The sequence below is a fragment of the Flagellimonas sp. genome (assembly GCF_965601775.1).
GTDB lineage: Bacteria > Bacteroidota > Bacteroidia > Flavobacteriales > Flavobacteriaceae > Flagellimonas.
In genome coordinates this window covers 2,176,352-2,202,384 of record NZ_OZ271837.1, presented here as the reverse complement: position 1 = coordinate 2,202,384, position 26,033 = coordinate 2,176,352, and the positions used below count along the sequence as shown (strand labels likewise).

27 protein-coding genes are annotated in these 26,033 nt (G+C 40.5%); 18 read left to right on the top strand and 9 right to left on the bottom strand.

What is annotated here, in order from left to right:
* Positions 1–105 precede the first annotated feature (105 nt).
* Positions 106–501 (top strand): acyl-CoA thioesterase, encoded by a 396-nt coding sequence (locus ACSLUF_RS10075; RefSeq protein WP_435622655.1) that lies wholly within the window; start codon positions 106–108, stop codon positions 499–501.
* Here ACSLUF_RS10075 and ACSLUF_RS10070 read toward each other — a convergent pair whose 3' ends face one another.
* The 4 genes from ACSLUF_RS10070 to ribD are packed head-to-tail and all read right to left on the bottom strand — an operon-like array spanning position 502 to position 3,617.
* Positions 502–1,098 carry an IMPACT family protein gene (locus tag ACSLUF_RS10070; protein WP_435622654.1) on the bottom strand — a complete coding sequence of 199 codons (597 nt, stop codon included), beginning with the start codon at positions 1,096–1,098 and terminating at the stop codon, positions 502–504.
* A 6-nt stretch (positions 1,099–1,104) separates the two neighbouring features.
* The gene (locus ACSLUF_RS10065) at positions 1,105–1,968 is read right to left on the bottom strand and encodes an EamA family transporter (RefSeq protein ID WP_435622653.1); all 864 of its coding nucleotides are present in this window, start codon (positions 1,966–1,968) and stop codon (positions 1,105–1,107) included.
* Positions 1,969–2,571 carry an HAD family hydrolase gene (locus tag ACSLUF_RS10060; RefSeq protein ID WP_435622652.1) on the bottom strand — a complete coding sequence of 201 codons (603 nt, stop codon included), beginning with the start codon at positions 2,569–2,571 and terminating at the stop codon, positions 1,969–1,971.
* The gene (ribD, locus tag ACSLUF_RS10055) at positions 2,568–3,617 is read right to left on the bottom strand and encodes a bifunctional diaminohydroxyphosphoribosylaminopyrimidine deaminase/5-amino-6-(5-phosphoribosylamino)uracil reductase RibD (RefSeq protein WP_435622651.1); all 1,050 of its coding nucleotides are present in this window, start codon (positions 3,615–3,617) and stop codon (positions 2,568–2,570) included. The genes ACSLUF_RS10060 and ribD overlap by 4 nt, the downstream gene beginning before the upstream one ends.
* A 29-nt stretch (positions 3,618–3,646) precedes the next feature.
* Here ribD and ACSLUF_RS10050 point away from each other — a divergent pair, with 29 nt between their 5' ends.
* Genes ACSLUF_RS10050 through ACSLUF_RS10035 form a run of 4 tightly spaced genes read left to right on the top strand, consistent with a single transcriptional unit; the run spans position 3,647 to position 7,301 of the window.
* Positions 3,647–4,132, top strand: coding sequence for a GNAT family N-acetyltransferase (locus ACSLUF_RS10050; protein WP_435622650.1), 486 nt, complete (start codon positions 3,647–3,649; stop codon positions 4,130–4,132).
* A 3-nt stretch (positions 4,133–4,135) separates the two neighbouring features.
* A complete protein-coding gene (gene prmC / locus ACSLUF_RS10045) occupies positions 4,136–5,011 on the top strand; it encodes a peptide chain release factor N(5)-glutamine methyltransferase (RefSeq protein ID WP_435622649.1) in 876 nt (291 codons plus the stop codon).
* The gene (gene ligA, locus ACSLUF_RS10040; RefSeq protein ID WP_435622648.1) at positions 5,008–7,005 is read left to right on the top strand and encodes an NAD-dependent DNA ligase LigA; all 1,998 of its coding nucleotides are present in this window, start codon (positions 5,008–5,010) and stop codon (positions 7,003–7,005) included. The genes prmC and ligA overlap by 4 nt, the downstream gene beginning before the upstream one ends.
* Positions 7,005–7,301: a hypothetical protein gene (locus ACSLUF_RS10035; protein WP_435622647.1), complete on the top strand. Its 297-nt coding sequence runs from the start codon at positions 7,005–7,007 to the stop codon at positions 7,299–7,301. Before ligA ends, ACSLUF_RS10035 begins: the two co-directional genes overlap by 1 nt.
* Before the next feature lie 27 nt (positions 7,302–7,328).
* Here the strand turns inward: ACSLUF_RS10035 and ACSLUF_RS10030 are convergent, their stop codons facing one another.
* The 3 genes from ACSLUF_RS10030 to ACSLUF_RS10020 all read right to left on the bottom strand — a co-directional run bounded on the left by ACSLUF_RS10030 (position 7,329) and on the right by ACSLUF_RS10020 (position 9,988).
* Positions 7,329–8,210, bottom strand: coding sequence for a thermonuclease family protein (locus ACSLUF_RS10030; RefSeq protein WP_435622646.1), 882 nt, complete (start codon positions 8,208–8,210; stop codon positions 7,329–7,331).
* Positions 8,211–8,313: 103 nt separating this feature from the next.
* Positions 8,314–9,222 carry a bifunctional metallophosphatase/5'-nucleotidase gene (locus ACSLUF_RS10025; protein ID WP_435622645.1) on the bottom strand — a complete coding sequence of 303 codons (909 nt, stop codon included), beginning with the start codon at positions 9,220–9,222 and terminating at the stop codon, positions 8,314–8,316.
* Position 9,223: 1 nt separating this feature from the next.
* On the bottom strand, positions 9,224–9,988 hold the full coding sequence (locus ACSLUF_RS10020; RefSeq protein WP_435622644.1) for a 5'-nucleotidase C-terminal domain-containing protein: 765 nt from the start codon (positions 9,986–9,988) through the stop codon (positions 9,224–9,226).
* 63 nt (positions 9,989–10,051) lie between these two features.
* Here ACSLUF_RS10020 and ACSLUF_RS10015 point away from each other — a divergent pair, with 63 nt between their 5' ends.
* The 13 genes from ACSLUF_RS10015 to ACSLUF_RS09955 all read left to right on the top strand — a co-directional run bounded on the left by ACSLUF_RS10015 (position 10,052) and on the right by ACSLUF_RS09955 (position 22,433).
* Entirely contained in the window at positions 10,052–10,585 is a 534-nt protein-coding gene (locus ACSLUF_RS10015) for a DUF6913 domain-containing protein (RefSeq protein WP_435622643.1), read from the top strand.
* The gene (gene dapA, locus ACSLUF_RS10010; RefSeq protein WP_435622642.1) at positions 10,585–11,475 is read left to right on the top strand and encodes a 4-hydroxy-tetrahydrodipicolinate synthase; all 891 of its coding nucleotides are present in this window, start codon (positions 10,585–10,587) and stop codon (positions 11,473–11,475) included. Before ACSLUF_RS10015 ends, dapA begins: the two co-directional genes overlap by 1 nt.
* A gap of 106 nt (positions 11,476–11,581) precedes the next feature.
* Positions 11,582–12,415, top strand: coding sequence for an outer membrane protein assembly factor BamD (locus ACSLUF_RS10005; protein WP_435622641.1), 834 nt, complete (start codon positions 11,582–11,584; stop codon positions 12,413–12,415).
* 21 nt (positions 12,416–12,436) lie between these two features.
* Positions 12,437–12,763 carry a DNA-directed RNA polymerase subunit omega gene (locus tag ACSLUF_RS10000; protein ID WP_106145776.1) on the top strand — a complete coding sequence of 109 codons (327 nt, stop codon included), beginning with the start codon at positions 12,437–12,439 and terminating at the stop codon, positions 12,761–12,763.
* Between the two features lie 3 nt (positions 12,764–12,766).
* Positions 12,767–13,972 carry a bifunctional phosphopantothenoylcysteine decarboxylase/phosphopantothenate--cysteine ligase CoaBC gene (gene coaBC / locus ACSLUF_RS09995; protein WP_435622640.1) on the top strand — a complete coding sequence of 402 codons (1,206 nt, stop codon included), beginning with the start codon at positions 12,767–12,769 and terminating at the stop codon, positions 13,970–13,972.
* Positions 13,965–14,855, top strand: a complete 891-nt coding sequence (locus ACSLUF_RS09990; protein WP_435622639.1) for a DUF4835 family protein — start codon at positions 13,965–13,967, stop codon at positions 14,853–14,855. The genes coaBC and ACSLUF_RS09990 overlap by 8 nt, the downstream gene beginning before the upstream one ends.
* A 46-nt stretch (positions 14,856–14,901) precedes the next feature.
* On the top strand, positions 14,902–16,560 hold the full coding sequence (gene recN, locus ACSLUF_RS09985) for a DNA repair protein RecN (protein ID WP_435622638.1): 1,659 nt from the start codon (positions 14,902–14,904) through the stop codon (positions 16,558–16,560).
* 76 nt (positions 16,561–16,636) lie between these two features.
* Positions 16,637–17,449: an enoyl-ACP reductase FabI gene (locus tag ACSLUF_RS09980; protein WP_435622637.1), complete on the top strand. Its 813-nt coding sequence runs from the start codon at positions 16,637–16,639 to the stop codon at positions 17,447–17,449.
* Positions 17,450–17,504: 55 nt separating this feature from the next.
* On the top strand, positions 17,505–18,512 hold the full coding sequence (locus ACSLUF_RS09975; protein ID WP_435622636.1) for a glycosyltransferase: 1,008 nt from the start codon (positions 17,505–17,507) through the stop codon (positions 18,510–18,512).
* Positions 18,513–18,514: 2 nt separating this feature from the next.
* The gene (locus ACSLUF_RS09970; protein ID WP_435622635.1) at positions 18,515–19,471 is read left to right on the top strand and encodes a hypothetical protein; all 957 of its coding nucleotides are present in this window, start codon (positions 18,515–18,517) and stop codon (positions 19,469–19,471) included.
* A complete protein-coding gene (gene coaE, locus ACSLUF_RS09965; protein ID WP_435622634.1) occupies positions 19,468–20,052 on the top strand; it encodes a dephospho-CoA kinase in 585 nt (194 codons plus the stop codon). Before ACSLUF_RS09970 ends, coaE begins: the two co-directional genes overlap by 4 nt.
* An 80-nt stretch (positions 20,053–20,132) precedes the next feature.
* The gene (locus tag ACSLUF_RS09960; protein ID WP_435622633.1) at positions 20,133–21,713 is read left to right on the top strand and encodes a sensor histidine kinase; all 1,581 of its coding nucleotides are present in this window, start codon (positions 20,133–20,135) and stop codon (positions 21,711–21,713) included.
* Between the two features lie 6 nt (positions 21,714–21,719).
* Entirely contained in the window at positions 21,720–22,433 is a 714-nt protein-coding gene (locus ACSLUF_RS09955) for a response regulator transcription factor (RefSeq protein ID WP_106145784.1), read from the top strand.
* A 49-nt stretch (positions 22,434–22,482) separates the two neighbouring features.
* Here ACSLUF_RS09955 and ACSLUF_RS09950 read toward each other — a convergent pair whose 3' ends face one another.
* On the bottom strand, positions 22,483–23,817 hold the full coding sequence (locus tag ACSLUF_RS09950; protein WP_435622632.1) for a GntP family permease: 1,335 nt from the start codon (positions 23,815–23,817) through the stop codon (positions 22,483–22,485).
* Between the two features lie 138 nt (positions 23,818–23,955).
* Complete coding sequence (locus ACSLUF_RS09945; RefSeq protein WP_435622631.1) at positions 23,956–26,004, bottom strand: M13 family metallopeptidase; 2,049 nt, start codon at positions 26,002–26,004, stop codon at positions 23,956–23,958.
* Positions 26,005–26,033 lie beyond the last annotated feature (29 nt).

Sequence of the window (26,033 nt, the reverse complement as noted above, 5' to 3'; positions counted from 1 at the left end):
ACTTTTTAAAAAAAAAATCAAATTCCTGTTGAAAGTTTTGTTTTTTTTTCGCATGTTTCCTTAATGTTAACCAAGTCTCTAAATATAAAATTTTTCCCTTAATATATGCGACAAAATTCATTTTCTTTTCGGGTGCGTTACGGGGAGACGGACCAGATGGGAGTGGTCTACCATGGCAATTATGCACAGTACTTGGAAATGGGTCGTGTGGAGTGGTTGAGAGCCTTGGGTATAAGTTATCGGAGCATGGAGGAAAATGGAATCATGTTACCCGTAATTTCCTTACAATTGGAATATAAAAAATCCGCTTACTATGATGACCTGCTCACCGTAGAAACTCGCTTGGTGAAAACCCCTACAGTTAAGATTGAATTTGACTATCATATAGTAAATGAAAAACAGGAATTACTGGTAAAAGCAAACACCGTTTTGGCCTTCATGGATATGGAGACCCAAAGACCCACACGATGCCCAGACTACATTTTGGAAAAAATAAGCTGATTATATGATTTTAATCCCTGGAAGCTCTTGAAAAAGTTGCTTTACTTCCTCAGCTGTACTTTTTTGAACCGAAATACCCAATTCACAGCTTAATTCCATTTTCTGCGACAAAACTCGGATTTTGTGTTGCTTTACAATCCGCATGACTTTGTTCATAGAGGCATATTCAAAATACAAGCTCATTTTTACATATTGTATGCATTCCACAATGCTGGATGCCTCCAAAGCCAATTTCGCCGTTTCACGATATGCCTGGATAAGACCCCCAACCCCTAATTTGACTCCGCCAAAATACCGGACCACTGCAACGAGCACATCGGTTATTTCAAAGGACTGAATTTGCCCATAGATGGGCATGCCCGCAGAATTATTGGGTTCACCATCATCATTGGCCCTGTATCTTACCAATTCAACACCCAATTGCCAAGCGTAACAAATATGATTCGCCGAGGGATGCTGTTTAGTTAGAATATCCAAAATTGGTTTTACCTCATCTTCTGATGATATGGGAAATGCATATCCAAAGAACTTGCTCTTTTTCTCTTTATATAGAATTTCAGGAGACGGCTTTTGCAAAGTCTTATAGCTATCACTCATATTCAATTAAAAAAGTGCTACTAAAACAATACTCACAATAGCCAAGGCTATACCTCCCCAATTCTTTATCGACATGGATTCCTTAAAAAACCATACTCCTATCAAGGTGGATACCATTACAATGGCGACATTGTTCATGGTAAAAATGGCTGCACTTGTAAACTGTTCATTTTGGAGAGCTCTAACCAAAAAGAAGATGGAAAAGTAATTGGGTACTCCTAAAGCGATGCCTCCTAAAATATTTCTGGAATTGACTCTTAATGGTTTTTTGAAAGTGTTCACACCGATAAACACCATTCCAGTTACTGCAGCAGCGCCAAAAACCACGGCCGAAAAAATAGGAAGCTCCTCATCCGTTAAATGGATTTCTTCAAAATACTTGATAAGCGCATCAATAACCCCTGAGCCCAAAAAAGCCAACAGGGGAAGAATCAAGACCCTACTTGAAATATTTCGAGTTTCCTGCTTAACGGAAGTAAAGTAAACCGCCGCCAAGGCCAAAAGAATACCAACAACCTGAACCGTAGAGAGTTTTTCCTGATAAAGAAATACTCCAAAAATTACAGGAATCACAAGTGACATTTTTGTGGCAACGGAGGCTACCGAAACTCCAGCAACCTGAGATGTTTTTGCAATGATATTGAAGACCACGATAAAAAGTACTCCCAATGCGACCGTTCCTAAAACCCAAGGTTTCTCCAAAATATCCCCAACCGTGGTGGAACCTTGGTAAAAAAGAAGACCTGTGCAGCAAGCGGTAATGTAATTCACTATAATCGCATATAAGGTCTGTACCCCATACACGGCGTATAACTTAAAAATTACAAGAATAAGTGTGGAACAAAGTACACTAAGTATAAGTGCCAGCATCTATAGTCGGGATTTGAGTTGGGTAATATCCTCTTGGCCTACTTTGAGGTTCCATGTAACGATGCCTATTGATGCCGCTGTATCTGTGTTTTCCGGCATATCGTCCACGAATAGCGTTTCGGAAGCGTCCAGATTATTTTCGCGAAGCACGTACTCGAAGATTTCAGTGTCGGGTTTGCGCATTCCCATTTCGTAAGAAAGATAAAATACCTCGAAAGCGTTTTTAAATCGATTGTAATCTGCCATTCCCATTTGTTGTTTTACAAATTCAATATGGATGTCGTTGGTGTTGCTCAATAAAAACAGGCGGTATGTATTTTCCCTGGCCAATTGCTCAATAAATTCCAACCGCTGTGCGGGAAAATCCAAAAAAATCGCATTCCATGCATTAATCAAATCGGAAGTAGAAGCCGAAGGAAAATGCCTTGATACGGTGTCTAGAAATTCTTCCGAGGATACGTTCCCTTTTTCATAAGCTTTAAACAAGGAACCCAACTCAACAGTAATTTCATTAAAACCAAAAGATTGCATCTCCCTAGCAATAGCTTCTTTATCCAAATTGATAAAAATGTCTCCAAAATCGAGGATAATGTTTTTAATCATGGAGTGAGTACGCTTAAAGTATCTGAAAATATCTTTTGCTTGGCTATACGTGTCGCAATGATTTTTGGTGCAGGAAGTCCTTCACTAAAGGTTTGGTCACCCTTAAAAATGCGGGCTTCATCCCAAATCCCAGAATCAATAAAAGATTGAAGGGTTTGGGTTCCCCCTTCTACAATGAGACTGGTTATGCAGTGTCGATTTAGCACATCACAAATCTCTTGAACCACATTATCGGTAAAATCAATAACCTCGTATTCAACTCCTTTTACACATTTTGAATCGTCATCTACCTGTGTCAGGACAATGGTTTTCACTTCTGAGTCCAATACATTATACTGATGTGGAATCTTTAAATCTCTATCGATGACCACCCGAATCGGATTTGAACCTTTCCAACTCCGTACATTGAGTTTTGGATTGTCCTCCAAAACTGTATTGGTTCCAACCAGAATCGCCTGTTCCTCACTTCGCCATTGATGGACCAATTGTCTGGAATTGGGGTTGGTTATCCAATAGGGTTCCGGATTTTTACTTCTTACAGCCTTAGACGGAGCAATGAATCCATTTTGGGTTTCCGCCCATTTTAAGATAATATAAGGTCTCTTTTTTTCCTGAAGACTCAAAAAGCGTCGGTGATGCCACCGACACTCAGCTTCCAGAACACCCACAATCACCTCACAACCAGCTTCCCTTAATTTTTGAATACCTTTTCCGGCCACCTTATCGTGAGGGTCTTGAATCCCAATAACCACTTTAGGAATCCGATGTTCCAGAATCAGATTGACACAGGGAGGTGTCTTGCCATAATGTGAACAGGGTTCAAGGGTGACGTACAGGGTGCATTGGGTCAACAATGTTTTATCATTTACAGATGCAACAGCATTTACTTCGGCATGGGGTCCGCCATAAGGGCTTGTAAATCCTTCTCCAATAATAGTTTCACCATGTACTATTACACAACCCACCATAGGATTTGGTGCTGTGTTGCCTAGCCCGTGTTCGCCCAATTGGATACATCTACGGATGTAATTTTCATGTATCTTCACGTCGCAAAAATAGAACATTATACTACACTGTGGAGGAACTAATAATTCGTGAAATACTACCCGAAGACAATGAGAAAATAGCCATGCTTATTCGGACTATTTTGTTGGAAATGGGTGTGCCCAAAGTGGGTTCCGCTTATGAAGATAAATCCCTTGATAATATGCATAGGGAATACCAGAAGACAAGGTCTACCTATTTTGTGGCGGAAAAAAATGGTGAAATTTTGGGTTGCGCCGGTATTGCACCCTTGCAAAAGGCAGAAGAAAACATCTGTGAACTCCAAAAAATGTATGTATCCCAAAATGCCAGAGGTCGAGGTTTGTCTAAACAGTTGATGCGTACCTGTTTGAATTCTGCACGGGATTTTGGTTTTGAAGCTTGCTATTTGGAAACTATGCCCAATATGAAAGCAGCACACAGTTTATATGAAAAAAATGGGTTTCAATTTATCGAGGAACGGCTGGGGGACACTGGACACTATTCCTGCCCCGTGTTTATGATAAAATACCTGTAGCTGATGCTGCTTTCTGAAATCAAATCCATTTATCACAAAGAACTGGGCAAAATCTATCCCAAAGAAGAGATTGACCATCTTTTCTACAGGTCCATTGAACACCATTTGGGTTTGGAGCGGTTTGTACTCGTAATACAACCACAGTTTACCCTTACCAAAGGTGAGGAAGAACCCCTCTTTAGAACCCTATCCTCTTTGAAGCAGGAAATACCGCTACAGTATGTTTTAGGGAAAACCCATTTTATGGATTTGGAGTTTCAGGTGAATGAACATGTCCTTATACCCAGACCGGAAACTGAAGAGTTGGTCCATTGGGTTCTTGATGATATCAGTAGTCAGACATCAGACATCGGACATCAGACATCAGATATAAAGGTTTTAGACATAGGCACAGGAAGCGGTTGTATTCCGGTAGCTTTGGCTAAGAATCTTCCAAACCTTGAGGTGCATGCTTTAGATATTTCAAGCCAAGCACTTAAAGTAGCTAAAGAAAATGCTGCGAAAAACAAAGCGGAGGTTACGTTTCACCAACATAATATTCTTGATTTTAGTTTAAAACTTGAGCTTGAATTTGATATCATCGTATCCAACCCACCTTATGTGAGAGAGATGGAAAAATCTAAAATCGAAAATAACGTTAAAAAGTTTGAACCGGAAATGGCATTATTTGTCCCGGATGAAAAACCGCTAATTTTCTATGAAGCTATAGCCCAATTTGCTTCCAAATACTTAAAGGATAACGGGTTGTTGTATTTAGAAATCAATCAATACTTAGGACAAGAAACCCAAGCACTTTTAGAAGCGCATAATTTTTTAGAAATTGAACTGCGCAAAGACATCTTTGGAAATGACAGAATGCTAAAAGCCAAAAAACGATGACCACCCAAGAAAAAATTATTGCTCTTCGTGATGAATTGAGAGAACACAACTACAATTATTACATACTCGACAAGCCTACCGTTTCCGATTATGAGTTCGATATGAAACTTAAAGAATTACAGACTTTGGAAGAAGCACATCCTGAGTTTCATGACCCTACATCGCCCACTTTACGGGTTGGGGGTGCGGTCACCAAGAACTTTGAAACGGTAAAGCATGTGCATCGAATGTACTCTTTGGATAATTCATATTCCAAGGAGGATTTGGAGGATTGGGAAAAGCGTATTCAGCGTATTTTGGGTAATGTTGATGTTGAATACACCTGCGAGCTAAAATATGATGGTGCATCGATTAGCCTTACCTATGAGGAAGGTAAATTGGCAAGAGCAGTTACCCGGGGTGATGGTTTTCAAGGGGATGACGTGACCACTAATATTAAGACCATAAAATCCGTACCCCTACAATTAAAGGGAGATTATCCACCGAAATTCGATATAAGGGGCGAAATTATTTTGACCCTTGAGGGTTTTGCCCAAATGAACAAAGAGCGTATTGCGAATGGGGAAGAACCCTATATGAATCCACGAAATACGGCATCAGGAAGTTTGAAATTGCAGGATAGTGCTTTAGTGGCGAAACGTCCGTTGGAATGCTTGTTGTATAATTTAGCTGGAGAAAAGTTGGGTATTAGTTCCCAGTTTGAAGCACTGGAAAAGGCACGTAGATGGGGATTCAAAGTTCCTACTGTCGCCAAACTGTGTAAATCTATTGATGAAGTATTGGAGTTTGTTGAGTACTGGGATGTACATCGCCATGATTTACCGTATGAAACGGATGGTGTGGTCATCAAGGTAAACAATCTTCGACATCAAGAGGAGTTGGGACATACAGCAAAAGCCCCAAGATGGGCTATGGCATACAAGTTTAAGGCCGAACAGGTTTCCACAGTCTTAAACGAAATTACCTACCAAGTGGGTCGTACCGGAGCCATTACCCCAGTCGCGAATTTAGAACCGGTTTTGTTGGGAGGCACAACCGTAAAACGCGCCTCATTGCATAACGCAGACCAGATTGCAAAACTGGATATCCGTGAAGGCGATACCGTTTTTGTGGAAAAAGGAGGGGAGATTATACCGAAGATTATTGGAGTTGACTTTACCAAACGCCTAGCTTCGTCCGTACCTACCCAATACATCACCCATTGTCCGGAATGCGGTACCGAATTGATCCGAAAAGAGGGAGAGGCCCAGCATTTTTGCCCAAATGATACTAGTTGTCCACCTCAAATTACCGGTCGTATCCAACATTTCATTTCCAGAAAGGCTATGGATATTGAAGGTTTGGGAGGAGAAACCGTTGAATTGCTTTTCAAGGAAGGGTTGATTGCTAATTATGCGGATTTGTACACCTTAACCAAGGAACAAGTTATGCCCCTGGAGCGAATGGCAGAAAAGTCGGCAGAGAATTTGGTAAATGGGGTAGCGGCTTCTAAGCTTATCCCGTTTGAAAGGGTACTGTTTGCATTGGGAATCCGTTATGTGGGGGAGACCGTAGCCAAAAAATTAGCGAAGGCGTATAAAAATATTGATGCACTTATGGCCGCTTCGGAAGAAGAATTGGTTGCTGTGGATGAAATAGGGGGCCGTATTGCGGAAAGTGTGGTACAGTTTTTCGGGAATCTGGCCAACATCCAAATTGTCGACAGACTAAAATCCTATGGATTGCAATTTTCGCTTTCCGAAGAGCAATTGGAAGGACAGACTGAAAAACTAAAGGGTCAGACCTTTGTGGTTTCTGGCGTATTCGAAAATATCAGCAGAAATGACCTAAAAAAAATGATTGAGGATAATGGGGGCAAAGTAGCCTCTTCCATATCCTCAAAAACCAGTTTTTTGGTGGCTGGAGCCAATATGGGACCCAGTAAGAAAACCAAGGCCGAAACCCTCGGAGTCCCTATTATTTCGGAACAGGAGTTTTTATTGAAACTGGAGTAATGAAACCTAAGGATTTTGAAACTTTTCTGCAGACTTTGGAAAACAGTTCTCCTGCTAGCGATTGGTCCTTAGCATTGCAGTCTCTGTGGTGGGATGGAAAAGGAAATTGGAATGCTTCACACCATATCGCTCAAGATTTACATACCCCAATGGGTAGTTGGATTCACGCGTATCTACACCGCAAGGAAGGGGATGATTGGAATGCAGGCTATTGGTATCGCCAAGCAGGACAACCTTTTCCAAAATGTAGTTTGGAAGAGGAATTTAAAGAAATGGTGTTGGCGATATTAGGCTGAAAAACTTTTTTCAGTCCTTTAGGGCAACTATTCAGCAGCTTTAAGATTTAATTCCCCAACAGCCTTTCGAACGTCTTTGGACCATAAAAAGAGCCGATTATAGGGTTCCACTTTGTGATACTTTTGGGGAGTATACACTTTTAAGGTGGTCATATCCACACAAAAGCGTTGCACCCAACTGGACTCTTTGATAAAGAAACCTTCACTGGCCTTTGCTTTCTTAAGGGCGGAATGCAGTTTTAAACACATACGATATTCATAGCCAGTCAACATTTTAGAATCTGCCCAAGCACCCAAACCGTTTTCTAGGGCGTTTTTCACCCCTGTTCGTGCCATGCGCAGGTCGCTGTTTTTGGGTAGGTTGGGATAAATGATAATACTGGCTGCCCAACCAGATTCCAACATAAGAAGATTGAAGGTTTTCCGGTCATCCGCAGTAATCGTTGCGAGTTCGCTTTTGGTATAACTTGGAGCGATGTAAGCCAACAAACGCCCAAAACTATCAAAATGGTCATCCGCGGCTCGAATAAACAAACTTCGATTGTTTCCATTGGGCTTTTTTAAACGTTGGTCCAAGATTTGTTTGAAAAAATCTTTGGCTTGCTGACCCTGATTGATTTGCAGTGTACCCGCATTCAAAAGTTTGGGCAAGAGCATTGCTTTGAGGTCTGCATCAATCCAATTATCATAATTACCGGATTCCAGTAAGGTTTTCAACTCGGCAAATTTGGTATTTGCAGTCGCTTCTCCGCCTTGGTAGTTGGTTTCGGGGGTGTCTATACCCAGCATTCGAATGGGCATTCGTACAAATGGGGTATCCCCATCTGCTGGGTCTCCCGATTTTGTCTTTTTACCTAATTGTTCTAGCTCGATACCATTGGGGTCCCAGAAGATTTGTACGTTATCCATGAGGTTGATTTTTTGAAGGATTTACTTTCAATTAAGTTAGTATAAATCAAACAAAAATCTACTTGAATATGTGTTGGTGGATACAAAGGATGTGTGAATGGTTCTATACCTGAATGCTCACACCATTAGACGTAACTTTTCCCGATTCAAAATAAAAATCAATACGTCCTAAATGAATGCCATAGCAACCCACTTGATTTACCAATACCGAATTGCCCGCTTTGTTGGTGTGCACTTCTGGTTTCTCCAAAAAAGTATGGGTATGACCGCCAATAATTAGATGGGTGTGTTCCGTCCGCTTTGCTAATTGAGTATCTGATGGTCTTTCAGGGTTCTGGTAGTTGTAACCTAAATGGGAAAGACAAATAATCAAGTCGCAATTTTCTTCTTCTTTGAGCTTGCGTTCGGAATCCAGTGCTAACTCATATGGATTGAGGTATTGAGTCTCTTTATACATTTTTTTCAATACCAGACCATCGAGTTCAATACCAATACCATACACCCCTATTTTTAAACCATCCAGATTGAAGATGGAATAGGGTTTCACAAAACCGTCCATGACCGTATTGGAAAAATCATAATTGGCCGAAAGTAGTTGGAAACTTGCGTGAGGCACTTGTGCCAAAAGCCCATCAATGCCATTATCAAAATCATGGTTTCCAATGGTTGCGGCATCGTATTTCAACTTGCTCATTAGTTTGAATTCCAGCTCACCTCCGTAAAAGTTGAAAAAAGGTGTGCCTTGGAAAATATCACCGGCGTCCAAAAGGAGAGTGTTGGGATTTTCGTTTCGTATCTTGGCTACCAAATCCGCTCTTCTGGCCACACCTCCTAAATTGGCCCATCGGGAATGACTACTTGGGAAAGGCTCAATATGACTGTGTACATCATTTGTGTGAAGAATAGTCACATGTTTTTTTCCAAGTGAACTGCACGATTCAAGTCCCAAGCCCCCCAAGGTCAATAGAGTGGAGGTGGCAGCTGTATTCCGTAAAAAATCCCTTCTTTTCATTTTAATTCAGTTGAACAAAGCGGTCGTCTACCTTGGCGGTAATGGTGTCCTTCTTTTTAAAATGATCAATAATTGCATTTCTGAGAAGGTATTCAGTATCTAAAATAGAATCTACTTCAGGGAAAAAACCAATGTCCGCGCCACCTGAGACCAAATAATCAGAAGTGGCTACATAATAATGTCTACTTTCATCAAAGGGACTTCCTTGAATATTGACAGACTCCAAGGCCCCGGAAGAATCTAGCACGATTTCCATTCCTGAAAAGGCATGGGCTCGTTTGGATTGGGTTAGGAAAAGAATCAATTCCCTTACTTGTGTTCCTGAGAGCTTGACGACGGAGATATAGTTTTCAAAGGGCATAATTTGATACCCATTTCTGGCAGAAACATTCCCTTGGGATAGAATGGAACGAATACCGCCTCTGTTCATAACCACAAAATCAAGCTGTTTGCCAATTTTGCGTTGCACAATGGGTTCGGTTTCTTCAAAAATTAAATCAGCCAAAAAATTGCCCATAGAGGTATTTCGAACACCGTCATTAAGAAGTAAAGATTTGGGAGCATAGGCCAGGGTGCTGTCCAAAACATCTTCTACTCTTTTTTTATAGGGGTCAATGAAACGCTGAATGGAGTCAACTCCAGCAAGTGCCGTATCAATATCCAGTTGGGTACCTTCAATTCTAGTAAGATGACTTTTTTCTTGCTTGCAAGCAAAAGAAAGCAGTGTTATAATTATAACAAAATGTTTTATTTTTGGATTTAGCACCTTGTTTATCTTTGTAAAGTAATCTTGGTAGAATATTTACCTTTGCAAAAATGGGCGAAAAAAATGTTTTTCAAAGGACTCCAAGATAAATTTAAAGTTAAATCCGGACAAAAGTACTTACAAGAGGAGATGGAAAGACCTCCTGTTTTGGTTAATCGGGACAAGGGAGTTACCAGTGTAGGATGTATTGTTGATTTGGACAAATTTCCTGACGGGGAAAGGTTCTATGAATTAATTGATGAATTTTCCCTTAGACCCAACGCTATAAAAATTATTGGGTACAAGCGGGATTTTGACAATACATCGCCCTACGCCATCCAAATTTTTTCTGATAAGGATTTGGGTTGGAAAGGTGATATTGAAAACGGTTATGTTCTTGAATTTTTAGGAAGGGAATATGATTTGGTCATAAACTATTATGAAGATGATAATTTAATGATGAAGTTACTTTCCATTCGAACCCCTTCCAGATTAAAAGTTGGTTTTGGGTCTCTAGACCCTAAATTCAATGATTTAATATTGAATACTCCTTTCAAGGATTTTAATATGTTCAAGAGTGAGTTGAAAAAATATTTAAAGGTATTAAGCGAAATATAGTGGAACAGTTTTGGGGAACAGGTGTGGCCTTAGTGACACCATTTGATGAAAGGGGTGCAGTGGATTTTACCGCACTCGAACGTATCGTTGAGCATGCTATAAAAGGTGGTGTGGATTATTTGGTGGTTTTGGGCACTACCGGTGAATCCGTCACCCTTAGCAAGGAAGAGAAAAAACAAGTAGCCCAAAAAGTTAGCCAAGTCAATGCAGGTAGATTGCCTTTAGTTCTGGGAATTGGAGGAAACAATACCATAGTGATAACTGAGGAACTTAGAAGTACGGATTTATCAGAATATGATGCGGTTCTTTCTGTTTCTCCAGCGTACAACAAACCTACCCAAGAAGGCATATATCAGCATTTTAAAGTATTGGCCCAGGCTAGTCCAAAACCCATTATTTTATATAATGTACCGTCTAGGACAGGTAGTAATATGCTTCCTGAAACTACAGTAAGACTTGCCCGGGATTTTGAAAATATCATTGGAATCAAGGAAGCTTGTGCAAACTCGATTCAAATAGATGACATTCTACGTACCAAACCTGAAAACTTTTTGGTGATTTCTGGTGACGATTTCACCGCTTTACCCACGGTTTTGTCTGGGGGTGCTGGTGTCATTTCAGTTCTGGGTCAGGCATTGCCCCAGGAGTTTTCTCAGATGATTCGGCTAGGTTTGGCTCAAGAGGCTAAGGATGCCTTTCAAATCCATCATCAATTGCTACCACTGATGCATCTTATTTTTCAAGAGGGCAATCCTGCTGGGGTAAAGAGTATTTTTGAGCATCATGGATTAAGCAAAGCAGTGGTGCGCCTGCCCCTTGTTGAAGCCTCCAGCGATTTAAAGAAGAAGATTACTAGCTTTTTGAAACAAATGAGCAAGGTAAACGCCTAAACTACGTTAAAGCTTAGCTAAACTCTAGCAACAAACCAGAGAGTACCATTATTTTTAGGGTGTTAATCCGTTTTTTAAATCCATGGAATATAGCTACTTTTGCAAAATGTTTTTGAAAATGAGGGTATCTTTTTTCTACTTGTTAATCGCCGGACTTTTTGTTTTTTCCAGTTGTAGTGAATACCAAAAGGTATTGAAGGAGAGCGATATTAAGGCAAAATACGAATTGGCGGAAAAATTCTACAATGACGGGGATTACAAGAGAGCACAACGTTTATTTGAGCAAATTGCACCAAGGTATGTAGGAAAACCTCAAGGGGAACGCGTAATGTTCTTCTTCGCGGATACCTATTATAAAAACAAGGATTTTTATCTTTCTGGATATCAGTTTGAACGTTTCGTGAAATCATATCCCAGTAGTGATAAGATTCAGGAGGCGTCTTTTTTAGGGGCAAAAAGTTATTATATGCTTTCTCCAAAATACTCTCTTGACCAAACGGATACCAATAAGGCCCTTTCCAAGCTTCAAACCTTCATCAACACCTATCCAGAGTCTGAGTTTTTTGAAGAAGCCAATACCATGGCCAGGGAATTGACGTCCAAAAAAGAAAAAAAACAAATAGAAATAGCCAAGCAGTTTAATAAATTAGGGCAATTCAATTTTCCTATCCTAGTATCAGCCATTACCGCTTTGGATAACTTCGTTTCAGATAATCCAGGTTCCATATATCGAGAGGAGGCGCTTTATTACAAAATAGAAGCGACTACCAACTTGGCTATGAACAGTACGGATACCAAAAAGCAGGAACGTCTGGAAGAGGCTCAGGATTCGTACAACACATTGATACGGTATTTCCCAGAAACAAAGTATAAAAAGAAAGCCGATAATTTACAGGAAAAAATACAGAAGGAATTAAGTAGGTTTTCCGAAAGCAAATAAAGAATAAACACGTTAAGCATCATGCACGATTTGAAGAATACCAAAGCTCCGGTTTCTACAAAAACATTGAATAGAAATGAATTCGATGATAAAACGGAGAACATTTATGAAGCCATTTCCATAACGGCGAAAAGAGCAATACAAATCAACTCTGAAATCAAGAAAGAGCTATTGGAGAAGTTGGAAGAGTTTGCCACTTACAGCGATAGCTTGGAAGAGGTTTTTGAGAATAAGGAGCAGATTGAAGTTTCCAAGTTCTATGAAAAACTTCCCAAACCTCATGCGTTAGCTGTTATAGAATGGCTTGAGGACAAAATTTATTACAGAAACACAGAGAAAGACGCATAAATTATGCTCAGCGGTAAAAAAATCCTTTTGGGGGTTACCGGGGGAATTGCCGCATACAAGACTACCTTTTTAACAAGGTTATTGATAAAAGCTGGTGCCGAAGTCAAAATAGTTTTGACCACAAGTGCCAGCTCTTTTGTTTCCCCGCTGACACTATCTACGCTATCCAAAAATCCTGTTCTCATGGATTTTGTACACCAAGATGATGGCAGTTTATCTTGGAACAATCATGTGGAACTGGGTCTGTGGGCGGACTTGATGATTATTGCCCCGGCTACGGCCAATACGCTTTCCAAAATGGCAAATGGCACGTGTGACAATTTGCTCCTAGCCACGTACTTATCTGCAAAATGTCCAGTGTACTTTGCTCCGGCAATGGATTTGGATATGTACAAGCATCCTTCGACCAAAACTACATTGGACAAGTTAGTTTCTTTCGGCAACAAGATGATTCCTGCGGAAAGTGGTGAATTAGCCAGTGGCTTGCATGGAGAGGGACGTATGGCTGAACCAGAAACGATACGCTCTTTTATTACGAATGATTTAATTTCTGGACTTCCCTTAAAGGACAAGAAGGTGTTGATTACAGCTGGGCCTACCCATGAAGCCATTGACCCCGTTCGCTACTTGGGAAATCGTTCGTCGGGAACTATGGGTTTTGAATTGGCCAAATCTGCGGCTGCTCAAGGAGCACGAGTTGTTTTGGTAGCTGGACCTACGAATCTGGACACTGACAATGATAGAATTCAGCTTATTCGGGTTACTTCCGCTCAGGAAATGTATGATGCTTGCCATAAACACTATGCAAATGTAGATATTGCCATTAGTGCAGCAGCTGTGGCCGATTATCGTCCCAAAGAAGTTCATACCGAAAAGATGAAGAAAAAAGAAGGGGATTTGGTGATTGAGCTGGAACGGAATCCTGATATTCTTCTATCCATGGGAGAGCAGAAAAAAAAGCAATTTCTTGTGGGTTTTGCCCTGGAAACGGAAAATGAGTTGGAAAATGCCAAAGGCAAGCTAAAAAGAAAAAATCTTGATGCCATTGTTTTGAATTCCCTAAAGGATGATGGAGCTGGTTTTGGGGCAGGTACGAACAAAGTTTCCTTTATCGATAAGAATTTGGATATAAAAACGTTTGCATTGAAGACGAAGCCTGAAGTCGCTGCTGACATTTGGGGGGAAATCATTGCTAGGATTCATGCGTAAACTACTTTTCTTTTTTTCTTTTGTGGCAAGCTGCGCTTTTGGGGTAGCTCAAGAATTAAACTGCGAAGTGGTTGTCAATTCTGACCAAGTCAACCAAACCAATCAACAGATTTTTAGGACCTTGGAGCGCTCGCTAAACGATTTTGTGAACAAGAGCAAGTGGACCAATCGGGTGTTCCGGGAAAATGAAAGGATTAGTGCCAGAATGTTCATAACCGTCACCCAATACGAATCAGACCGGTTTGAGGCAAATATTCAGATTCAATCATCAAGACCGGTATACAACACCTCTTATGAAAGCCCCGTTTTCAATTATAAGGACAATGCGTTTAACTTCATTTATCAGGAGTTTCAACCCTTGGTATATAACGAAAATGTTTTTGAGTCCAACTTAATTGCAGTAGTAGCCTATTATGTTTACATTATCATAGGACTGGATGCTGATACATTTTCCCTTCAAGGAGGAGATGATTATTATAGAAGAGCCCAGAATATAGTGACCCAAGCACAAGGAACGAATTCGGCAGGTTGGAGTCAAGAAACTGGGACCCGTTCCCGTTTTGAGTTGGTTGACAATCTTTTGAGCAATTCCTTTAGGGAATACCGCATCGCCATGTATAACTACCACCGTAAGGGATTGGATATTTTGGGGGATAACAACAGTACGGGGAAACAGGTCATTGCAGGAAGTCTACGCCTTTTTGAAACCTTGATTAAACGCAGACCCAACGCGTTTTTGATACAAACCTTTTTTGATGCGAAGTCTGAAGAAATTCAGAATATTTTTTCAGATGGTCCTAAAGTTGACATTGTTCGCCTAAAGGAAACCTTGAACAGGGTGGCCCCATTTTATTCCAATATTTGGAATGAAATAAATTACTAGTCCATTTCTTCAAAGACATTTATCTTTATCGGGTAAAATAAAAGCATTGCTTACCCATCTCTCCATAAAAAATTATGCATTGATTAATGACATCAATGTCTCCTTTTCCGAAGGTTTCACTACCATAACCGGTGAAACGGGTGCTGGAAAATCTATCCTTTTGGGAGGATTAGCGCTGGCCCTTGGAAAACGGGCCGATATGTCCAGTTTACAAAACGACCAACAAAAATGTGTCATTGAGGCTGAATTTGCAATTTCCAGATATGGGTTACGCCAATTTTTTGAAGACCATGATTTGGATTATGAAGCTGAAACCATTCTTCGAAGGGAAATTCTACCCAGCGGCAAATCGAGGGCTTTTGTAAATGACTCTCCGGTTACTTTGGATATTCTAAAATCGCTTGGCGAACAACTCGTGGATGTTCACTCGCAACATCAAACCCTTCGGTTGACAGAAAACGATTTTCAATTGAAAGTTTTGGATGCCTTGGCCCAGAATAAGGAAAGACTTCAAGACTATACTCAACAATGGACAGCCTTTAAAAGATTGAATGTTGAATTGAAGGAACTCCAAGATTTTCAAGATGGCGCCAACAAAGAGCACGATTATAATTCCTTTTTACTGAAAGAACTGGAATCCGCCAAGCTGCAAGGTGGTGTGCAAGAATCTTTGGAATCTGAACATGAACAGCTCAGCAACGTAGAACAGATTATGGAACTGTTGACCCAGGGCCATCAACTGATGAATAGGGAGCAACTTGGCATTGTAGAGCAAATTCAAGAACTAAAACGGGTGTTTCAGAACCTTTCCCAATACGGAAGTCGATATGAAGCGTTAAATGAACGAATTCAATCGGTATTTATTGAAGTTGACGATATAGCCACAGAATTGGAGGATGTTCAAAGTACCGTGGAGGCAAATCCGCAAAGATTGGAAACCATAAATGGGGAATTGCAACAGTTGTACGATTTGCAGAAGAAGCATCAGGTAAGTTCAGTAGAGGAGCTAATACAGGTTAGGGACGAACTGGAAAAGAAGGTCGATGCAGTTGAGAACATTGACTCAAAAATTGCAGATAAGGAACAAGAGTGCATACAAGCAGAAAAAGTTTTGGAAGAAATGGCCACTCAAATACGAGAGGCCCGAAACTCCATTATCCCTCAGCTAAAAAGTAGATTGCAGGATAGTTTATATGTTTTGGGCATACCCTCAGCCACTTTTAAGATTGAGGTTAATCCTTCTAATGCTTTCAAATCCAATGGAAAAGATGAATTGACTTTTCTTTTTTCAGCCAATAAGGGCTCTGCCTTCGGAGAATTAAAGAAAGTGGCTTCAGGAGGTGAACTTTCCCGCATCATGTTGACCATTAAATCCATATTGGCCCAATATGAGCAGCTACCCACTTTGATGTTTGATGAGATAGATACCGGGGTTTCTGGAGAAATCTCAGGAAAAATGGGAGAGATTATGCAGGAAATGAGTGAAACCATGCAGATTTTTTCAATTACACATTTACCCCAAGTAGCTTCTAAGGGAAAACACCAGTTCAAGGTGTTTAAACAAGAGCAAGGTGGAATAGATAGTACTCAAATGCGGCAATTGTCCGAGGAAGAGCGGATTGCAGAACTAGCGGAAATGTTGGGAGGCAAAACTCTATCGGATTCGGCAATGGCCCACGCCAGGGAGCTCTTGAAACAACCTTAGGGTTAACTCCATATTTTGAATCACAGAATCAGAAAGAATAAATATCTTTGCGGCTAAACCAACGCGAATACAAACTATGGCGTATAATCTTTTACAAGGAAAACGAGGTATCATTTTTGGAGCGCTTGATGAGAATTCCATAGCATGGAAAACTGCGGAGCGAGTTCATGAAGAGGGAGGTAGCTTCGTGCTTACCAATGCTCCCATTGCAATGCGAATGGGGCAAATCAAGGAACTTGCTGAAAAAACAAATTCTGAAATCATTCCAGCGGATGCTACCAATGAAGAGGAGCTTCAAAATTTAGTGGAAAAATCTATGGAAATCTTAGGAGGAAAACTGGATTTCGTCCTGCATTCCATCGGAATGTCCGTAAATGTTAGGAAGGGTAGGGCGTATACCGATGAGAAATATGATTTTACTGCCAAAGGTTGGGACGTTTCTGCGCTTTCATTCCATAAGGTAATGCAAACCCTTTTCAAGGCGGATGCCATGAGTGAATGGGGAAGCATTGTTGCATTGACTTATATGGCCGCCCAGAGAACATTTCCCGATTATAACGACATGGCTGATAATAAAGCCTATTTGGAATCCGTGGCTCGAAGCTTTGGATATTTCTTTGGAAAAGAGAAAAAAGTACGGGTAAACACCATTTCCCAATCCCCAACCCCTACAACAGCGGGTCAAGGCGTGAAGGGATTTGATGGGTTTATCAACTATGCGGAAAAAATGTCCCCATTGGGTAACGCCTCAGCGGACGATTGTGCAAACTACACCGTCACTCTTTTCTCAGATTTGACTAGAAAAGTAACGATGCAAAACCTGTTTCATGATGGTGGTTTTTCCAATACGGGGGTTAGTCAAGAAGTTATTGACGAGTTCTCTAAATAAGAAATGAGAAATTAAAACATAAGGCCATCCTTTTTTGGATGGCTTTCTTTTTTTGATGTACATAAAACTATCTTTAATCATTCCCGTGTACAATAGGCCCGAAGAAATTCGGGAACTGTTGGAAAGTCTTTTGGAGCAGGATTTCATGGGAAAATATGAGGTAGTGATTATTGAAGATGGTTCCTCGGTGGATGCCAAGGAAGTTATTTCACGTTTTGAAAACAACTTAGGGATTTCCTATTATTTCAAATCCAATACCGGACCTGGCGACTCTAGAAATTATGGAATGCAGAGGGCTAAAGGCAATTACTTCATCATATTGGACTCGGATTGTATTTTGCCACCGACCTATTTGTCAGAAGTGAACCGGGAGCTCAATTCCAACTTTGTGGATTGTTTTGGAGGGCCTGATGCTGCTGATGCATCTTTCACCACAATACAAAAAGCCATTAATTACGTTATGACCTCTTTTTGGACCACGGGAGGTATTCGCGGAGGGAAGAAGGCTGTTGGTAAGTTCCAGCCCAGAAGTTTTAATATGGGAATTTCTCAAGAGGCTTTTGAAAAAACGGGAGGTTTTGGGCAAATACATCCTGGGGAGGACCCGGATTTAACCTTCCGGATTTGGAAAGCAGGTTTTGATACACGCTTGTTTCCCAAGGCATACGTTTATCACAAAAGACGGGTGGATTGGAATAAATTCTATATTCAGGTAAACAAGTTTGGAATGGTCAGACCTATATTGACCAAATGGCATCCGGATACAAACCGATTGACCTATTGGTTCCCTACCTTATTCATTCTCGGATTGATAATTTCCTTAGGGCTGTTCCTATATGGAATATATTGGCCTATACTTGCTTATGTTATTTATTTCTTGCTACTGTTTTTGGACTCATTATTTAAGAATAGGAGCTTAACTGTTGCCTTTTTATCCCTTTTTGCGGCTTTAGTACAATTCACGGGTTACGGCTATGGTTTTCTAAAATCCACTTTCTTGGTTAATTTTAGCAAGAAGAAGCCAGAAGTGCTCTTTCCGAAACTATTCTTCAAAAAGGCTTAGAAATGGAACGTAACCTCATTGCTGGACTTAATAGGAGAAAAGTAAAAGTTTTCTTCCTGTTTCTCTTTTGTTCCCTTTTGGCCTGGTTTCTAAGCAATCTTTCAGATTCTTACGAGTCAAGAACTGAGTTTACCCTCAATTATAAAAATTTACCGGATACCCTTATTTTGGGCAATAACGCGGAGAAAAGTGTTGAGGCCAAGGTACGTACAAGTGGATTTCAGTTATTGTATTATAAGTTTTTCAGTAAGCGCATCGATGTTGATTTGTCTAATGTGGTTTATGAAAGTGGGGACTATTTGCTTAAGGAGGACATCCTAAAGAAGCAAATGGACCGGCAACTTTCCCAGAATATTTCGCTTTTGGATTTAGACGGTACCCAATGGATAGTTGATTTGTATCAAGTCTCACAAAAGGCCTTACGCGTAAAACCTAGGATAGAACTAAAATTTGAACCGAATCATCTTTTGGATGGGGTTTTAAGCATTTCCCCGGATTCGATTATAGTCAAGGGCCCAGCTAGTGAAATCGATACCTTATTTGAAGTAGAGACAGAGCCGATTATCTTGAACAATCTCTCCGATGATTTTTCCGCCGAAGTGTCAATTGTATTTCCGAAGGATTTAGATAACAGCATTTTTTCAGAAAATAGGGTAGAAGTTGCGGGTAAGGTTGTGAAGTTCTCTGAAAAGGTATTCGATGTGGATGTAAGGGCAGTGAATGTTCCCGATGGATATAACTTAAAGATGTTTCCCAATACCGTTTCATTGGTTTGTAAAGCTTCCTTGGATGCTCTTAAAAAAATTGAATCGGAAGATTTCGAGGTTACTGCCAATTATGAACAGTTAGGAGGTAATACCAGCAACAGTATTCTATTACAGGTCACCAAAAAACCTGGTACTGTTTATGCGGTGCGTTTACAACAACGTGTGGTTAATTTTGTTTTGGAAAGAAAATGATGAAGGTTGGTTTGACCGGGGGTATCGGAAGCGGAAAAAGTACAGTAGCCGGAATGTTTGCTGAACTCGGCGTACCTGTTTATGATTCGGATAAAGAGGCCAAAGAGCTTATGGTCAATTCCGAAACCCTTAAAAAAGACATTATCACCTTATTGGGTGATGATGCTTATCAAGAGGGTATTTTGAATCGGGGATATATAGCAAAGCAGGTTTTTGAAAACATCCATTTGCTGAAAAAGTTAAACAAAATTGTGCATCCTGCGGTTCGGGAGCATTTCTTGAAATGGGCTAATGAGCAAGAAACAAATTACGTGATTCAAGAAAGTGCTTTGATTTTTGAAAACGGTTATGAGGATTTCTATGATGCCATAATTTTGGTAAGTGCACCTCTGGAAACCCGCTTGGGGCGAGTGGTAAAAAGGGATGATAGTAATGAGGAAGAAGTTATAAAACGCATTGAAAATCAATTGGATGATGAATTGAAAAAGAAAAAGGCCCACTTTCATCTAGAGAATATTGATTTGGAAACCACACAAAAGAAAGTCCTAGAAATCCATAAAGCACTCATCGAATCTAGTTAACAGTTTCAAATTTTAACATTTTTGTTAAGGTTTGGTTAAACGATAAAAGGGCTAAATGTTAAATTTCTAATTTTACCGCAATGAACAAGAAGCTTTTTGTTCTTCTCGTCATTCTTATGAGTTTGTCTTTAACCGGTATCATCTTTGTACAGGTTTATTGGATAAGAACATCAGTCAAAGATAAAGAAGAACAGTTCTCAAGAACGGTTACCGGCATACTGGATAGGGTAGCGAACAGGGTGGAAAAGAGGGAGATGAAGGACTATTCAGATCGTCTAGCTTCATTGGTAGATAGCATAGGACAACCCCAAACCACTCAGTTCAGAAACTTTTTGTTTGTAGATAGAGATTTAAATTCCGATGAAATTCTTTTTTATTCCCATGGAATATTAGAAGAGGATTACAATATATCATCAACGTTCTTTGATAATCAAAGTGGTGAGGACACCACAACTTTTAAAAATTACACCAGCAAGCGCACCAAAGCGGTGTTTAAGGAAGAGTTTGGTTTGGATGGGAAAAGTTACAGTCTTACACCAATCCAAAAAGCCGAGAAAATCGGTGGTTTGTCCAGTATTGACAAAGCGGTTTGGGAAGATGTTTTTATGGAGTACGCCAAAAGCAGACCTATACACAAAAGAGTTTCAAAGCAAGAAATTGAATTGTTGCTGACCCAAGAGCTTAAAAATCGGGAGATAGATATCGATTTTGAATATGGAGTGTACAGTCAAGGATTTCCAACGAAAGTGCAATCCAAAAAATTCAAGTTCACCGATACCAAAATGTACCGGGCACCCATTTTCAAGGACAGTGAAGGAAGTACCAGCTTTTCATTACTGCTGACGTTTCCTAAAATGAAGAGATTCTTGTTTAAATCGATTATGGGAATGGCGATTTTATCCTTGGTTTTCACACTTGTAATCGTGGTTGCCTATTCGAGCGCTATTTATCAGTTGATAAAGCAGAAACAGATTTCCGAAATCAAAACTGATTTTATCAATAATATGACGCATGAGTTTAAAACCCCTATAGCCACTATCAACCTAGCCGTAGAAGCTATTCGAAACCCGAAATCCATTTCAGATACGGATAAAGTGCTGAGGTATTTGGGGATGATCAGGGATGAAAATAAAAGGATGCATGCGCAGGTTGAAAATGTGTTGCGGATTTCCAAGCTGGAAAAGAATCAATTGGACATAAGTAAGGATAGGGTAGATGCTCACGACATCATAAATGATGCGGTAACCCATATTGAATTGATTGTTGCCGATAGAGGTGGATATGTAAAAGCACATCTGGATGCAGAACGGTCAGAGGTATTGGCAAATGATGTCCACTTTACCAACGTGATGGTTAATATGTTGGACAACGCGGTAAAATACTCTCCGGATGCCCCAAAAATTGATGTGTACACGGAATTGGCCAAGAATCACATTATTATAAAAGTGAAAGACCAAGGTGCAGGAATGAGCAAAGCGGTACTTAAAAGAGTATTCGAAAAATTTTACCGGGAACATACCGGAGACATACATAATGTAAAAGGTCATGGGCTCGGATTAGCCTATGTTAAACGAATAATAGAAGATCACCAAGGAGAAGTTTATGCAGAAAGTGAAAAAGGGAAAGGCAGTACTTTCTTTATAAAGCTTCCTTTAATTTAAGAAACTATGGAAACAGAAAACAAAAAAATACTACTAGTCGAAGACGATCCCAATTTTGGTATTGTACTTAAGGATTATCTTTCTATGAACGATTTTGACGTTGTATTGGCGAAAAACGGAATGGAAGGTTTTGAGAAGTTCAAAAAAGACAACTATGATGTTTGCATTTTGGATGTGATGATGCCTTACAAGGATGGGTTTACTCTGGCTAGGGAGATTCGGGAGAAGAACGAGAATGTTCCAATTATATTTCTTACTGCCAAAACTATGAAGGAAGATGTTTTGAAAGGATATAAGGCAGGGGCAGATGATTATTTAAATAAGCCTTTCGATTCAGAAGTGCTTTTGATGAAACTTAAAGCGATTCTTCAGCGCAAAGCTTCCAGTACTTTAGCCGACAGCAAACAGTTTGAATTTCAGATTGGAAACTTCCATTTGAACTCCAAACTACGCTTCCTCAAGTATAAAGAAGAAGAACCCATCAAATTATCTCCTAAGGAAAATGAATTGCTCCGCCTTTTGGCTCTTCATGAAAATGATTTAATGCCAAGGGAGCTTGCATTGACCAAAATTTGGAGGGATGACAACTATTTTACTTCCAGAAGTATGGATGTATACATCGCTAAGTTGAGAAAGTACCTTAAAAGGGACGATGTAGTTGAAATTCTAAACATTCATGGGGAAGGTTTCAGATTGGTAATAAAAGCTGAAAACCAATAATATACTGCTGACATAGTTTATTAAGAAGCCATCTATAAGATGGCTTTTTTTATACCACGAGATACACTACGCTCACGGTCACGATTCCAACCATAGCCAAAATGGTGGTCATGACTGTCCATGATTTGAAGGTTTGTTTTTCCGTAATCCCTAAATATTGACCCACTAACCAAAACCCGCTATCATTTACATGGGAGAAAATACTCGCTCCCGATGCGATGGCAATGACCATACAGGCCAGTTCTATCGGTTTTAAGGCTGCATCTACCAGCAAAGGAGAAATGAGTCCAGCCGCAGTTATCATTGCCACCGTAGAGGAACCTTGGATAATCCGAACAATGGCCGCGCTAATAAACGCAAAGGCCAAGACCGGAATACCGGCATCACTAAGTGAAGTTGCCAGTAATTTTCCAGCACCAGTATCGGTTAATACCTGTTTAAATACACCTCCTGCCCCTGTAAGTAAAATAATGGTTCCAGCGGGCGCAAGAGATTTTGTGGTAATTTCAAATAATTGTTTTTTGGAGAACCCTCTCCGAATACCGAAGACGTACCAGGCCAAAATATTGGCGATTATCAGAGCTGCAAAAGGATGCCCAATTAACGCAATGGTCTGTAAAATCCATTTGGCTTGAATACCGAATACGCCTGTGGCTGTTATGGTATTCAAAAGAATCAGAAAAATGGGAAGAGCTATGATGAGCAAGGTTTGTCCGATGGGCGGAAGCGATGCAAGTTGTTTGGTTTCCTCCTTTGAGGGAGCATCTATATGAATTTTACCTGCGATATGTCGACCAAACCAAAGACCTGCAACTAATGCTGTCGGGATTCCGGCTAAAAACCCAACCAAGATTACCCATCCCAAATCCGCACCGACTATATCCGCTACTGCGATGGGTCCTGGAGTTGGAGGAATAAAAGCATGGGTTATGGCCAAACCCGCCAATAACGGAATAGCATAAAGTAAAAGTGACTTACCTGTCTTGCGTTGCAGGGCATAAATCATGGGCACCAAAATGATGAATGCCACATCAAAGAACACTGGGATGGCTATTAGGAACCCAGACACTACCATGGCTGCGGGGGCTTTTTTCAAACCAAATTTGGATATCATGAAATCAGCAATGGTCTTGGCGCCACCAGATTCTTCCAATATAGCGCCAAACATGGCCCCTAAGCCCACAACGGTAGCCACAAACCCTAAGGTATTTCCCATTCCTTTTTGGATAGTGTCAATAATTTCGGTGGCATCCAAGCCCGCAATCAGCCCTACCGCTATGCTTCCGATGAGCAGGGCGATAAAGGCATTGATTTTTAGTCTTAGAATTAGAAAAAGTAAAAGGGCTATTCCTGAAATAACCGCGATAACTAGGGTAGTGGTCATATGTATTGGTTTGCAGGCTTTGGTTTTTGCTTGGCGCAATACCTCCAAATATAGGGAAAAGAAAGGGGCAGCCGATATCAAAAAAGAAAAGGGCAAACCACGAGGTTTGCCCTTAAAGAAATTTGTTTGAAAACCGAATTACCAGATTTGTACTCTTTCTTCAGGTGGTAAATACATTTTGTCACCTTCCACAATGTCAAAAGCATCATAAAACTCTTGAACATTCAATAGTGGCTGAATTGCTCTGGTTTGACCAGGGGAGTGAGGGTCCGTTTTTATTTGGGTACGCAAAGCCTCATCCCGTATTTTGGTTCTCCACACCGTAGCCCAAGACATAAAGAAACGTTGCTCTGGGGTAAATCCATCTATATTTTCCGGTCGTCCGTTCTCAGCAAAATGCCTTTGTAGTCCATCATAAGCCCCAAGAACTCCCCCAAGATCGCCAATGTTTTCACCTAAGGTGAACTTACCGTTTACGAAAACTTCGGGCAATACTTCAACCCTGTCGTATTGTGCGGCCAAAGAATCTCCTCTTTGGGTAAAAGCTTTTAAATCTTCTTCCGTCCACCAGTTTTTAAGGTTTCCGTCTGAATCAAAACGTGAACCGCTGTCATCGAAAGCATGGGATATCTCATGACCGATAACAGCTCCAATACCTCCATAATTTACGGCCTCGTCTGCCGTATAATTATAGAAAGGAGGTTGTAAAATAGCGGCTGGGAACACAATTTCATTGTTTAAAGGATTGAAATAGGCATTCACGGTTTGGGGAGACATACCCCAAGCGCTTTTGTCCACAGGTTCACCAATATCAGAAAAGTTATCGTCTTGTTGCCATTTGTTTACGGCAACCATATTATCAAAATAAGTTTTATCAGCTGATACATCCATGGAAGAATAGTCCTCCCATTTATCAGGATAGGCGATTTTAACAGTGAATTTATCCAACTTTTCTATCGCCTTTAATTTGGTGGAATCTCCCATCCAATCCAGCTTTTGGATTCTTGCTTTATAAGCCTCAATAATATTGGCGATCATCTTTTCGGCCTTAGCCTTTGCTTCCGGAGGAAACTTGGCATCTACATATAGTTGACCCAATGCCTCACCTACTGAACGGTTGACAGTCGCCAATGCTCTTTCATCAGCAGGACGTTGCTTTTCTGCACCTCTCAAGTATTTGCTGTAAAACTCCCAATTTGCAGTTTCTATTTCAGTAGAAAGCCTACCTGCAGCGCTGTTGAAAGTGTCCCAACGCATTAAAGTTTTAAGATCTTCTATTGGGGTTTCTTTTAGGAAATCACCTAAAGCTTTGGTGTAATCCAATTGTGTAATGAACAAGGTGTCAAAGGGTTTTGTAGCACCTAGGTCTTTAATCATCTTCTGCAAGTCAATACTACTTAGCATAGCATCTGCTTCAGCAATAGTTCTGGGATTATTCAGGTTTCTCGCATCCCGACGTTGCACTTTATCCAATCTTGGTTCTGCCAATTGGGTTTCAAGACTTATTATTTTTTCAGAAGCAGCAGTAGCGTCTTCCTCGCTGTCACCCAACATTTTGAGCATTCGTACGATATGCTTTTTGTATTCCTCCCTAATCTCCTTGGATTTATCATCTTCATCCAAATAATAATCACGGTCTGGTAAGCCTAGACCAGCAGGACCTAGATATACCGCATTCATCTTACTATTATTTAAGTCAGGAAATACGCTAATTCCCGCGAATGGAGAACTTACGGATGGATTAGTGGCAAGAACAGTCTGTAAGTCACCTAAGTTTTGGATTCCGGCTATGGCATCCAACGCGGGTTGTAGTGGTGCGATTCCAGCAGCATCGCGTGCAGCAGAATCTAGTTTGGTATCGAAAAGGGCTAAAGCCTTTGCCTGATCCGTGGAAGCATCGTATTTTCCACTTTCTTTGGCTTCTGCTAGAATTTGGAGTACATCGGCATCCGTGGACTTACGAAGTACTGAGAAACCTCCCCAACGTGTGCGGTCTTCTGGGATTTCTGTGTTTTTCATCCAACTTCCGTTTACATAGTTGTAGAAGTCGTCTTTCGGACTTACCGTAGTGTCCATGTTTTCGAGAACAATACCGGGGATTTTCTCAACCTCGGCAACCTCTTTCGATTCCTGTTTACAGCTTGCGAATACAAGTAAAGAAGCTGCAACAAAACATAGTTTTTTCATTTTAAGTTTTAAATTAAATTAGTCGTACG

Coding starts and splice junctions, on each gene's coding strand:
- ACSLUF_RS10075 (WP_435622655.1), top strand. CDS start 106: ATGCGACAAAATTCATTTTCTTTTCGGGTGCGTTACGGGGAGACGGAC.
- ACSLUF_RS10070 (WP_435622654.1), bottom strand. CDS start 1,098: ATGAGTGATAGCTATAAGACTTTGCAAAAGCCGTCTCCTGAAATTCTA.
- ACSLUF_RS10065 (WP_435622653.1), bottom strand. CDS start 1,968: ATGCTGGCACTTATACTTAGTGTACTTTGTTCCACACTTATTCTTGTA.
- ACSLUF_RS10060 (WP_435622652.1), bottom strand. CDS start 2,571: ATGATTAAAAACATTATCCTCGATTTTGGAGACATTTTTATCAATTTG.
- prmC (WP_435622649.1), top strand. CDS start 4,136: ATGCTGCTTTCTGAAATCAAATCCATTTATCACAAAGAACTGGGCAAA.
- ligA (WP_435622648.1), top strand. CDS start 5,008: ATGACCACCCAAGAAAAAATTATTGCTCTTCGTGATGAATTGAGAGAA.
- ACSLUF_RS10035 (WP_435622647.1), top strand. CDS start 7,005: ATGAAACCTAAGGATTTTGAAACTTTTCTGCAGACTTTGGAAAACAGT.
- ACSLUF_RS10030 (WP_435622646.1), bottom strand. CDS start 8,210: ATGGATAACGTACAAATCTTCTGGGACCCCAATGGTATCGAGCTAGAA.
- ACSLUF_RS10025 (WP_435622645.1), bottom strand. CDS start 9,222: ATGAAAAGAAGGGATTTTTTACGGAATACAGCTGCCACCTCCACTCTA.
- ACSLUF_RS10015 (WP_435622643.1), top strand. CDS start 10,052: ATGTTTTTCAAAGGACTCCAAGATAAATTTAAAGTTAAATCCGGACAA.
- ACSLUF_RS10005 (WP_435622641.1), top strand. CDS start 11,582: ATGTTTTTGAAAATGAGGGTATCTTTTTTCTACTTGTTAATCGCCGGA.
- ACSLUF_RS10000 (WP_106145776.1), top strand. CDS start 12,437: ATGCACGATTTGAAGAATACCAAAGCTCCGGTTTCTACAAAAACATTG.
- coaBC (WP_435622640.1), top strand. CDS start 12,767: ATGCTCAGCGGTAAAAAAATCCTTTTGGGGGTTACCGGGGGAATTGCC.
- ACSLUF_RS09990 (WP_435622639.1), top strand. CDS start 13,965: ATGCGTAAACTACTTTTCTTTTTTTCTTTTGTGGCAAGCTGCGCTTTT.
- ACSLUF_RS09980 (WP_435622637.1), top strand. CDS start 16,637: ATGGCGTATAATCTTTTACAAGGAAAACGAGGTATCATTTTTGGAGCG.
- ACSLUF_RS09975 (WP_435622636.1), top strand. CDS start 17,505: ATGTACATAAAACTATCTTTAATCATTCCCGTGTACAATAGGCCCGAA.
- ACSLUF_RS09970 (WP_435622635.1), top strand. CDS start 18,515: ATGGAACGTAACCTCATTGCTGGACTTAATAGGAGAAAAGTAAAAGTT.
- coaE (WP_435622634.1), top strand. CDS start 19,468: ATGATGAAGGTTGGTTTGACCGGGGGTATCGGAAGCGGAAAAAGTACA.
- ACSLUF_RS09960 (WP_435622633.1), top strand. CDS start 20,133: ATGAACAAGAAGCTTTTTGTTCTTCTCGTCATTCTTATGAGTTTGTCT.
- ACSLUF_RS09955 (WP_106145784.1), top strand. CDS start 21,720: ATGGAAACAGAAAACAAAAAAATACTACTAGTCGAAGACGATCCCAAT.
- ACSLUF_RS09950 (WP_435622632.1), bottom strand. CDS start 23,817: ATGACCACTACCCTAGTTATCGCGGTTATTTCAGGAATAGCCCTTTTA.
- ACSLUF_RS09945 (WP_435622631.1), bottom strand. CDS start 26,004: ATGAAAAAACTATGTTTTGTTGCAGCTTCTTTACTTGTATTCGCAAGC.